The sequence below is a fragment of the Xanthobacter sp. BG11Y11_SDJG genome (assembly GCF_057364445.1).
Map to the genome: position 1 here is coordinate 1 of NZ_JBNFNU010000158.1, position 9,072 is coordinate 9,072.

Below are 9,072 nucleotides of genomic sequence, written 5' to 3' on the forward strand. Positions count from 1 at the left end.
TCCGGGCGTGGTCCGGGGCGGCGGCAAGGCTGGCGGGACGGGGGCGGGGCAAGGGCGTTCCGGGCGCCGCGCTCGCCGACGCCATGCGGCGCAAGGGGCGATAGGAAGCCTAAGCGCACTTTGCTGCGCCCGGAGGTTGGGTGCGGCGCTCGCGCTCCGGCCGCTAGCCTCAGGACCGCAGACGGGCGAAGCCGGCCACCGCCAGCCCGGCGGCGAGGCCGAGCACCGGCGCCCCGAGGCCGAAGGCCGAGGCGCCGGGAGCCCGTGGTGGCGAAGGTCGCCACCGCGGCGAGGCGATGTTTTGTCGTCGACCATGGCGGCGGCGAGCGCGCCGGTCAGCGGCGACAGCAGCGCGAGCCCCGCCACGGTGGCGATGAGCGCCGGCGGCAGCGCCGCGAACACCGCCACCATGGACGCGCCCGCCAGGGCCAGCAGCAGATAGAAGAAGGCGTAGAACGGCCCGGTGCGCCAGCGCGTCGCCGGGTTGGGGTCCGCCTCCGGGCTGGTGCAGATGGCGGCGACGATGGCGGCGAGGTTGATGGTGATGGACCCGAATGGCGCCGTCAGCAGCGAGGCGAGCCCGGTGGTGCCGAGGATGGTGCGCGCCGGCGGCGGATAGCCGTAGGCCTTCAGCACCGCGAAGCCGGTGAGGTTCTGCGACGCCATGGTGATGAGGAACAGCGGCAGGCCGAGGCTCACCAGCACGCCGAGATCGAACTCCGGCGGGATCAGGACCAGGCGCGAGAAGGAGAGGTCGCCGAGCGCCGGCAGCGGTGCCCCCAGCGCCAGCGCGAACAGAAGGCCGGCCGCCAGGGCCGCGATCACGGCCAGCTGCGGCGCGAACGGACGCAGCGCGAGGAACAGCACCACCAGCGGCAGCACCAGAAGCGGGCTTACCACCGCCTGCTCGGCGATGCCGGCGACGAAGCGCAGCAGCACCCCGGCCAGCATGCCGGCGGCGATGCCGGATGGCAGGCGGGCCACCAGGCCCGCCAGCGGCCGCACCGCGGCGCAGGCCAGCGTCAGCACGGCGACGAGGAGGAAGGCGCCCACCGCCTGGGGCATGGTGACGCCCTGGGCGAAGCCGGCGATCACCGCGGCGCCCGGCGTCGACCAGGCGGTGACGATGGGCATGCGGTAGCGGATCGACAGATAGGCGCTGGTGGCGGCGACGCCGAGGAACACGCCGCACACCCAGGACGCGGTCTCGGCCTCCGTGGCGCCGAGCGTCTTGGCCGCCGACAGCAGCACGGCGAGCGTCCCGCCGGCGCCCACCAAGGCGGCGACCAGCGCCGACAGCGGCACCGAGACGGGCAGGCTGGCGATGCCGGGGGGCCCGGCCCTTTTTTGTTCTGCGACGGCTTCTTCGCTCACGGCCGCCTCCCTCATTGTTCTTGTTGTGGCGTTTCCTCGTATTCCGGCCTGCGGGGTCGCGCGCCCCGCGCGTGCTCCTAGTTCTGGGCGGCGAGAACCGCCGCGAGGGCGCCCAAGGTCTGGCGCCGCGCCATGAGGCCGAGGCTCTCCTCGCTCTTCTGGTCGAGCGAGATGAAGCGCGCGAACACCGCGGTGCGCCCGCCTTTCTGGGCGAAGCCGACGAACCAGCCGAGCGGCCGTTGGGGATCGGGCAGGCCGTCCCCTCCGGGCGAGAAGCCGGTGCCGGTCTTGCCGAAGAGGAGCCAGCCGGCCGGCTGCTCCTCCTGCGCCAGCAGGGCCATGGTCTCGGTGACCGCCTTCTCCGAGACCTTCAGCTCGCCCTTCAGCATGCGGCGCAGGAAGTCCACCTGCTCGCGCGGCGAGATGCGCAGGGACGAGGAGAGCCAGAAATGGGCGATCGGCTCCTCCCGGCCCGGCGTGCCGGAGATGTTCAGCGTGCCGTAGGCGAAGCTCTCCAGATACCCCCGGATGCGCTCCATCCCCAATTCGCGGGTCAGCACCTGCGAGTACCAAACCACCGAATTGCGCATCCAGCTCTGCGGCGTCTGCGGCCCGCGCGTGACCGCGCGGGAGGTGTCGGCGCCGGGCGGCGGATCGAGCACCGGCTGGCCGGCACTCTTCAGCAGCCCGGCGTCGAAGCCCATCAAAGCGAGCGGGATCTTGAAGGTGGAGGCAGGCGAGTGGCGGGTCGCGCACAGGCCCTGCTTTGCCAGCACCGGCCGGTGTCGAGATCGGTGACGAGGAAGCACTCCTCCGCCGCCCGCGCCGGCGCGAGGCCGAGCAGCAAAAGCGACAGGACGAGGGCGCACGCCGCTGCGGGGGCGCCGCGGCGCCCCCGGGTTCCGGCCGCCACCTCAGGAGCCTTGGCGGGCTTCTGGACCAGGCGCGGTCCGTAGACGTGCTCCGGACCGGGGAAGGTGCGCGCGCGCACCTCCTGCGCGTAGGTCGCCACGGCCTTCTCGATGTCGGGACCGAGATTGGCGTACTTCTTGACGAACTTCGGCACCCGCTCGCCGAGACCGAGCATGTCCTCCAGCACCAGGATCTGGCCGTCGCAGGCGGGCGAGCCGCCGATGCCGATGGTGGGGCAGGCGACTTCCGCGGTGATGCGGCGGGCGACCGGCTCGGCCACCGCCTCCACGACGATGGAGAAGGCGCCCGCCTCGGCGACGGCGCGGGCATCGTCCAGGATGAGCGAGGCCTCGGCGTCGTCGCGGCCGCGGGCCTTGAACGAGCCGAGCGTGTTGATGGCCTGGGGCGTGAGGCCCACATGGCCCATCACCGGCACGCCGCGATCCACCAGGAAGCGGACGGTGTCGGCCATGCGGCGGCCGCCCTCCAGCTCACGGCGCCGCGCGGTCTCCTTGAGGATGCGGGCGGCGGTGTGGAACGCCTCGGTGGGGCTCGCCTCGTAGCTGCCGAAGGGCAGGTCGACGACCACCAGCGCGCGCTGCGTGCCGCGCATCACCGCGCGGCCGTGCACGATCATCATCTCCACCGTCACCGGAACCGTGGTCTCCAGGCCGTGCATGACCATGCCGAGGCTGTCGCCCACCAGGATCACGTCCACGTGATTGTCGAGCAGGCGCGCCGTATGGGCGTGGTAGGAGGTCAGGGAGACGATCGGATCGCCTCCCTTGCGGGCCTGGATCTGGGGCGCCGTGATGCGGCGGGCTTCGGCCTGGCTGGACATGGGCTTCCTCGTCTCGTGGGTGTTCGCGTCTCGTGGCGAGCCCCCTGGCGGGTGTCGCGCCTTCTTCGCGGGCGCCGGCGGCTAGCCCATCACGGGCACGCCGATAATGTACGGATGGAATAGGTAGGCGAGAGCGAGGTAGAGCACCAGCCCCAAGCCCACCGCCAGCGCATCCCCGCCCCACCCCTTGGGCGCGACGGGCAGCGGCGCCCCGCGCTTCTTCAGCGCGATGCGGTCATAGACCGCCCAGGCGAGCAGGACGCCGAACAGCACCATGGAGGCGGCGTCGCCGTTCACCAGAAGGTGCGCCAGCGCCCAGGTCTTCACCGCCACCAGCAGCGGATGCTTGAGCACGGCGCGGATGTGGCTCGGCACGTAGGCCGCCACGGCGGCGATGGTGGCGAGCAGCAGCAGCAGCATGGCGAGATGGCGCAGGGCATGAGGCGGGTTCCAGACCAGGGCCGGACCGGCGGCGCGCCACAGTTCGTAGCCATAGGCGGTCAGCAGCAGCCCGGAGGCGGCCAGCAGCGAATAGAAGCCCTTGTAGGCGCTTTCCCCCAGCCGGGCGATGAGGTCCGACCTCAGGCCCCTCAGGCTCGTCAGCACGTGCGTGCCAACGAACAAAGCGAGACCGAGCAGCATCATCACCATGGATTGATCTCCCTTCCGCGTTTGGCTCGAAAGCGCGCGTTTCGGCCGGGAAGTCAAGCGCGGCAAAGGCCAAGCCGAGCGGAGCCCTCCCGCCCGCGCCGCTCGCATCGCCGGAGGTAAAGCGCACAGGTTGCGCCGCCCCGCCATTGGCCAGTATTTCTGACCATGTGGAAGGGGGAACACATGAGACACGGAGCCGCTATACTTCGCCTGTTCCGCCACGCCGCCCTGGCCTTGGCGCTGTGCGGCTTTGCCGGCGCGGCCGAAGCCGCGGTCGTGGCGCGCATCGATCTCTCGTCGCAGCGCATGACGGTGACCGTGAACGGCATTCCGTCATATTCCTGGCCGGTCTCCACGGCGCGGCGCGGCTACGTGACCCCGACCGGAACCTACCGGCCGCAGCGCATGTACCGCTCGTACTTTTCGCGCAAATACTACAATTCGCCGATGCCCTACTCGATCTTCTTCCGCGGCGGCTACGCCATCCACGGCAGCACAGCCATCAGCCAGCTGGGATCGCCCGCCTCCCACGGCTGCATCCGCCTTCACCCGGGCAATGCGGCGACGCTCTATGCGCTGGTGCAGTCCCACGGCCCGGGAAATACGGTGATCCTCATCACCTACTGAACGGGCGCGGGCCGCGCTCCGCCATGCGGAGGCCGCATGGCGGCCCGGCGGTGGTATCGCTGCAGCTGGGTCTTCTATTCGTCGTCCACTCATGGTATCGGCCACTGCCAACTCGAAGCGGGCTGCGTTGCGGCGATCCGTTCCGATCCCCCGACGCCCGGAGCGCCCGCGTTCCGCCACCAGGAGTTGGCCATGTCCGCCCCCCTTACATCCGGCAACGGCCTCGTCGTTCCCGCGCACACGGTCTTCCGTGAGGCGCTCACCTTCGACGACGTGCTGCTGAAGCCCGGCGCCTCCGAGGTGATGCCGGGGCAGGTGAGCATCGCCACCCAGCTCACGAAGTCCATCAGCCTCAACCTGCCGATCCTCTCCGCCGCCATGGATACGGTCACCGAATCGCGCCTCGCCATCGCCATGGCCCAGGCTGGCGGTATCGGAGTGATCCACCGCAACCTCTCTCCCGAGGTGCAGGCGGAGCACGTCAAGCAGGTGAAGAAGTACGAATCCGGCATGGTGGTGAACCCCGTCACCATCCATCCCGATGAGACGCTGGCGCATGCCCTGACGCTGATGAAGCATTATTCCATCTCCGGCATCCCGGTGGTGGAGCGCGGCGCCGGCGGGCGCGCCGGCCGCCTCGTGGGCATCCTCACAAACCGCGACGTGCGCTTCGCCACGACCCGTCCCAGAAGATTTCCGAGCTGATGACCAAGGATCGGCTCATCACCGTGCGCGAGGGCCAGGTGAACCAGGAGGAGGCCAAGCGCCTGCTCCACCAGTACCGCATCGAGAAGCTTCTGGTGGTGGACGCGGACGACCGCTGCGTCGGCCTCATCACCGTGAAGGATATCGAGAAGGCGGTGGCCTATCCCGACGCCGCCAAGGACGAGCAGGGCCGCCTGCGCGTCGCCGCTGCCACCACGGTGGGCGAGGACGGCTACGAGCGCACCGAGCGCCTCATCGACGCCGGCGTCGACCTCGTGGTAGTGGACACCGCCCACGGCCATTCCCGCAAGGTGCTGGACCAGGTGGAGCGCATCAAGCGCCTGTCCAACAAGACCCAGATCCTGGCCGGCAACATCGCCACCGTGGACGGCGCGAAGGCGCTGATCGACGCCGGTGCGGACGCGGTGAAGGTGGGCATCGGCCCCGGCTCCATCTGCACCACCCGCATCGTCGCGGGCGTCGGCGTGCCCCAGCTCACCGCCGTGCTCGACGCGGTGGAGGCGGCGGCGGCCACCGGCACGCCGGTGATCGCCGATGGCGGCATCAAGTATTCCGGCGACCTCGCCAAAGCGCTGGCGGCGGGCGCCTCCGCCGCCATGGTGGGCTCGCTGCTCGCCGGCACGGACGAGAGCCCGGGCGAGGTGTTCCTCTATCAGGGCCGGTCCTACAAGGCCTATCGCGGCATGGGCTCGGTGGGCGCCATGGCGCGCGGCTCGGCCGACCGCTACTTCCAGGCCGAGGTGCGCGACACGCTGAAGCTCGTGCCCGAGGGCATCGAGGGCCAGGTGGCCTACAAGGGCCCGGTCGGCGCGGTGCTGCACCAGCTCGCCGGCGGCCTCAGAGCCGCCATGGGCTATGTGGGCGGCAGCACGCTCAAGGAATTCCGCGAGAAGGCGCAGTTCGTGCGCATCTCCTCCGCCGGCCTGCGCGAGAGCCACGTGCACGACGTCATCATCACCCGCGAGAGCCCGAATTATCCGACTTCGGTGTGACGCAGCGATCGACCCGGCTCTCGCCGCGTCGCGCTCAGCGCCGTCGGATGGGCCCTTCGGTCAAGCCGAAGGGCGACGGCGGCGAGGAGCGCGTCGGCGGTGAAGCCGGCCTCAATGGCCGGCGTCCCGGTCCGGCCCCGCATGCGGGCGACGAACTCCACCAGGAAGGCCGTGGACCAGGCCACCATCATCGGCCCGATGAGCGATTCGAAGCCCGCAAGGCTGCGGTAGTGCGAATCGATGGCGACCCCGTCCGCGCCGACGGTGGTGTAGGTGGAGATGGAGAAATAGAAGGCGTCGGGCCGGTTCGGAATCGCGCCGAGCCAGACATAGGCCTCGGCCCAGATGATGATTTCGGCCAGATGGGCGAGGCACAGGCTGATGACCGTGGCGCTGATCACCAGCGCCTCGCGGAATACGTGGTCGGCATAGGACTTGCCGCGGATGCGCCGCAAGAGCCGCCGGCGGATGCCGGCGAGCAGCACCGCGTGCAGCGTCACCGTGACCATGGCCAGGAAGACGGCGATGGCGATAACCGCCAGATAGTCCTTCGCATTCATCCCGGCGCTGCTCCCCATCCGTTCCTGCGCGGCGCGAAACTAACCGCTTGCGGAACGGAGAGAACCATGGCCATCGCGCGCGGCGGCCAGCCCTGTGCCGAACTCAGCTCTTGCGCGGGTCCTTGGGCGGGGTGACGTCGATCATCTCGCCGGGGCGCGGGGCGTCCTCGAAGCCGCGGGGAAAGCCGCCGCCGAAACCGTCCTGCGGCCGGCGCCGGAGCGGAACTCGTACACCCTGACGCCGCCGCCCCGCCGCAGGCCCGGCGCGCGGCCGGTGACGAGCGCATAGATGCCGCCGCCCACCATGAGGGCGGCGAGGATGACGCCGCCGGCGATCAGAAGGCCGCCGAGCAGCACGAAGATCAGGGCCGCCGTCGCCGCAGCGACCGCAAGGCCGGCGATGCCGCCGAAGAAGGTCATGAACCTGTTCATGGGGCCAAGCATGAGCGAACATTCTGGCGGTCGTGAGACCGACGGCACCCCACACCGCCGCCCCGGGCTTGCGCCACGGATGCGAAAGGCGGCCCCATGACAGTCGTGACACCGGACCGGATGATCGTCGAGGAGAGCCGCGCCGACGATCGGTGCGGGGCAAGCCGCAAGTTCTGGATCAGCGAGGCCGGCGGCCTGACCCAGTTCGGCGCCTTTGTGCACGAGCTGCCGCCCGGCGCGCGGACCGCGCTCGCCCACTGGCACAGCGCCGGACATGAAATGGTCTACGTGCTTTCGGGCGAGCTGACCGTGGTCGAGAATGGGACGGCGACTGCTCTCGGTGCGGGCGCCGCAGCGACATTCCGGGCCGGCGACCCGATCGCCCACTTCCTCGAAAATCGCGGCCGAGACACCGCCCGATGCCTCGTGGTCGGCACGCGCGCGCCGGCCGATGCCATCACCTATCCGGATCATGACCGCATGTGCGTGCGGGACAGCGCCTCGCCGCAGGGCCGCTGGATCGACCTTGCTGGCCGTCCGGCGCGAAACCCCTATCTGTGAGGCAACCTCACAGCGCCGCGTGCAGGCCCTTCACGAACTCGGAAAGGCCCGTGAGACGCCCGATCTTCAGGCGCTCCGCCTGAAGGATGGCGGTGAGCCGAGCGAGGCTCTCCTCCACGTCGTCGTTGACGATGATGTAGTCGTATTCCGCGTAGTGCTCGATTTCCACCGCCGCCCCCGCCATCCGGCCGCGGACAACCTCGTCGCTGTCCTGGGCCCGCGAGCGCAGGCGCTTCTCCAGGTCCTGCGCGCTCGGCGGCAGGATAAAGACCTTGACCATGTCCTGACCGGCGGTTTCCCGCAGTTGCCGCACGCCCTGCCAGTCGATGTCGAACAGCACGTCGCGGCCCTCGGCGAGCGCGGCCTCCACGGGGGCGCGGGGCGTGCCGTAGAAATTGCCGAACACCGTGGCGTGCTCCAGCAGGTCGCCGGCCTCGCGCATGGCCGCGAAACGTGGGGCGTCGACGAAGAAATAGTCCTTCCCTTCCACCTCGCCGGGGCGCGGCGGGCGCGTCGTCACCGAGACCGACATGGTGATGCGCGGGTCGCTCGCCAGCAGCCTGCGGGACAGCGTGGTCTTGCCCGCGCCCGAGGGCGAGGAGAGCACGAGCATCAGCCCGCGCCGGGCAAGCCCCGACCGGCCGTGCGGCGCAGCGGGGGAGGTGGGGGCGGACGAGGACATAAGCGGCCGGCTCACTCGGCGTTCTGGATCTGCTCGCGGAACTGATCCACCAGCAGCTTCAGGTCAAGCCCGATCTGGGTCAGCGCCACGGAACTCGACTTCGAGCACAAGGTGTTGGCCTCGCGGTTGAACTCCTGGGCCAGGAAGTCGAGCTTGCGGCCCACCGGCCCGCCTTCGGCCAGAAGATGGCGCGCCTGCGCCACATGGGCGGCGAGGCGGTCCAGTTCCTCGCGCACGTCAGCGCGGGTGGCGATGAGGATCGCTTCCTGGTGGAGCCGGTCCGGATCGAGCGCTGGCGTCGCCTCCAGAAGGGCGCGCACCTGCTCCGCGAGGCGCGCCTTCACCGCCTCCACGCCGCGCTCCGGCAGCGCCTCGGCGGCGGCCACCAGGGCGTCGATGGCATCGAGCCGGCCCGCGAGCACGGCGCGCAGCGCCTCGCCCTCCCGCGCCCGCATGGCGCACAGGGCCGAGAGCGCCTCCTCGAAGGCGGCGAGCGCGGTGGCGGCGAGCGCGCGCATCTCCGCCTCGCTCTCCTTCACCTCGCTGACCTCGACGATCCCCTTCACGGTGAGCAGCGCATCGAGGCTGGGGGCGGGGACGGAAAACTTGGCGGCGGCGGCCTGCGCCGCCGCGAGCAGCGCCTCCAGCGCCGGCTGTCACGCTCACGCTCACGCTGTCGCCCTCGCGGGTGGCGGCGAGGGTGGCGTTGAGCGA

At 70.7% G+C, this 9,072-nt stretch carries 8 protein-coding genes and 3 pseudogenes; 3 read left to right on the top strand and 8 right to left on the bottom strand.

The genetic code is table 11. The features are described 5' to 3' along the window. Window positions 1-169 precede the first annotated feature (169 nt). From AC2W7M_RS13840 to AC2W7M_RS13855, 4 genes and pseudogenes are all read right to left on the bottom strand, one after another. Window positions 170-1,317, bottom strand: a pseudogene (locus AC2W7M_RS13840) (benzoate/H(+) symporter BenE family transporter). Between the two features lie 134 nt (window positions 1,318-1,451). Beyond that, on the bottom strand, window positions 1,452-2,150 hold the full coding sequence (locus AC2W7M_RS13845) for a penicillin-binding transpeptidase domain-containing protein (RefSeq protein WP_486132852.1): 699 nt from the start codon (window positions 2,148-2,150) through the stop codon (window positions 1,452-1,454). Between the two features lie 146 nt (window positions 2,151-2,296). Further along, window positions 2,297-3,127: pseudogene (panB, locus tag AC2W7M_RS13850) on the bottom strand (3-methyl-2-oxobutanoate hydroxymethyltransferase); the annotation flags it as partial. Between the two features lie 81 nt (window positions 3,128-3,208). Then, entirely contained in the window at window positions 3,209-3,778 is a 570-nt protein-coding gene (locus tag AC2W7M_RS13855) for an NnrU family protein (RefSeq protein ID WP_486132853.1), read from the bottom strand. A gap of 183 nt (window positions 3,779-3,961) precedes the next feature. Between AC2W7M_RS13855 and AC2W7M_RS13860 the strand changes: the two genes are divergently transcribed. Then, the gene (locus AC2W7M_RS13860; protein ID WP_486132854.1) at window positions 3,962-4,405 is read left to right on the top strand and encodes a L,D-transpeptidase; all 444 of its coding nucleotides are present in this window, start codon (window positions 3,962-3,964) and stop codon (window positions 4,403-4,405) included. 192 nt (window positions 4,406-4,597) lie between these two features. After that, a pseudogene (guaB, locus tag AC2W7M_RS13865) lies at window positions 4,598-6,123 on the top strand (IMP dehydrogenase). Here the strand turns inward: guaB and AC2W7M_RS13870 are convergent. After that, a complete protein-coding gene (locus AC2W7M_RS13870; RefSeq protein WP_486132855.1) occupies window positions 6,105-6,683 on the bottom strand; it encodes an ion channel in 579 nt (192 codons plus the stop codon). The pseudogene guaB and the gene AC2W7M_RS13870 overlap by 19 nt on opposite strands. A gap of 141 nt (window positions 6,684-6,824) precedes the next feature. Further along, complete coding sequence (locus tag AC2W7M_RS13875; protein WP_486132856.1) at window positions 6,825-7,103, bottom strand: hypothetical protein; 279 nt, start codon at window positions 7,101-7,103, stop codon at window positions 6,825-6,827. A gap of 108 nt (window positions 7,104-7,211) precedes the next feature. On the opposite strand from AC2W7M_RS13875, the gene AC2W7M_RS13880 reads away from it, so the two are divergent. Then, complete coding sequence (locus AC2W7M_RS13880) at window positions 7,212-7,676, top strand: cupin domain-containing protein (protein WP_486132857.1); 465 nt, start codon at window positions 7,212-7,214, stop codon at window positions 7,674-7,676. Between the two features lie 7 nt (window positions 7,677-7,683). Here AC2W7M_RS13880 and gmk read toward each other — a convergent pair whose 3' ends face one another. Both gmk and AC2W7M_RS13890 read right to left on the bottom strand, forming a co-directional pair. Next, window positions 7,684-8,358, bottom strand: coding sequence for a guanylate kinase (gmk, locus tag AC2W7M_RS13885; RefSeq protein WP_486132858.1), 675 nt, complete (start codon window positions 8,356-8,358; stop codon window positions 7,684-7,686). Window positions 8,359-8,369: 11 nt separating this feature from the next. Next, window positions 8,370-9,005 carry a YicC family protein gene (locus tag AC2W7M_RS13890; RefSeq protein ID WP_486132859.1) on the bottom strand — a complete coding sequence of 212 codons (636 nt, stop codon included), beginning with the start codon at window positions 9,003-9,005 and terminating at the stop codon, window positions 8,370-8,372. Window positions 9,006-9,072 lie beyond the last annotated feature (67 nt).

What these genes read in the sequence shown, in the direction of transcription:
- AC2W7M_RS13855 (WP_486132853.1), bottom strand. Translation starts at nt 3,778, where the DNA reads ATGGTGATGATGCTGCTCGGTCTCGCTTTGTTCGTTGGCACGCACGTG.
- AC2W7M_RS13860 (WP_486132854.1), top strand. Translation starts at nt 3,962, where the DNA reads ATGAGACACGGAGCCGCTATACTTCGCCTGTTCCGCCACGCCGCCCTG.
- AC2W7M_RS13870 (WP_486132855.1), bottom strand. Translation starts at nt 6,683, where the DNA reads ATGAATGCGAAGGACTATCTGGCGGTTATCGCCATCGCCGTCTTCCTG.
- AC2W7M_RS13875 (WP_486132856.1), bottom strand. Translation starts at nt 7,103, where the DNA reads ATGACCTTCTTCGGCGGCATCGCCGGCCTTGCGGTCGCTGCGGCGACG.
- AC2W7M_RS13880 (WP_486132857.1), top strand. Translation starts at nt 7,212, where the DNA reads ATGACAGTCGTGACACCGGACCGGATGATCGTCGAGGAGAGCCGCGCC.
- gmk (WP_486132858.1), bottom strand. Translation starts at nt 8,358, where the DNA reads ATGTCCTCGTCCGCCCCCACCTCCCCCGCTGCGCCGCACGGCCGGTCG.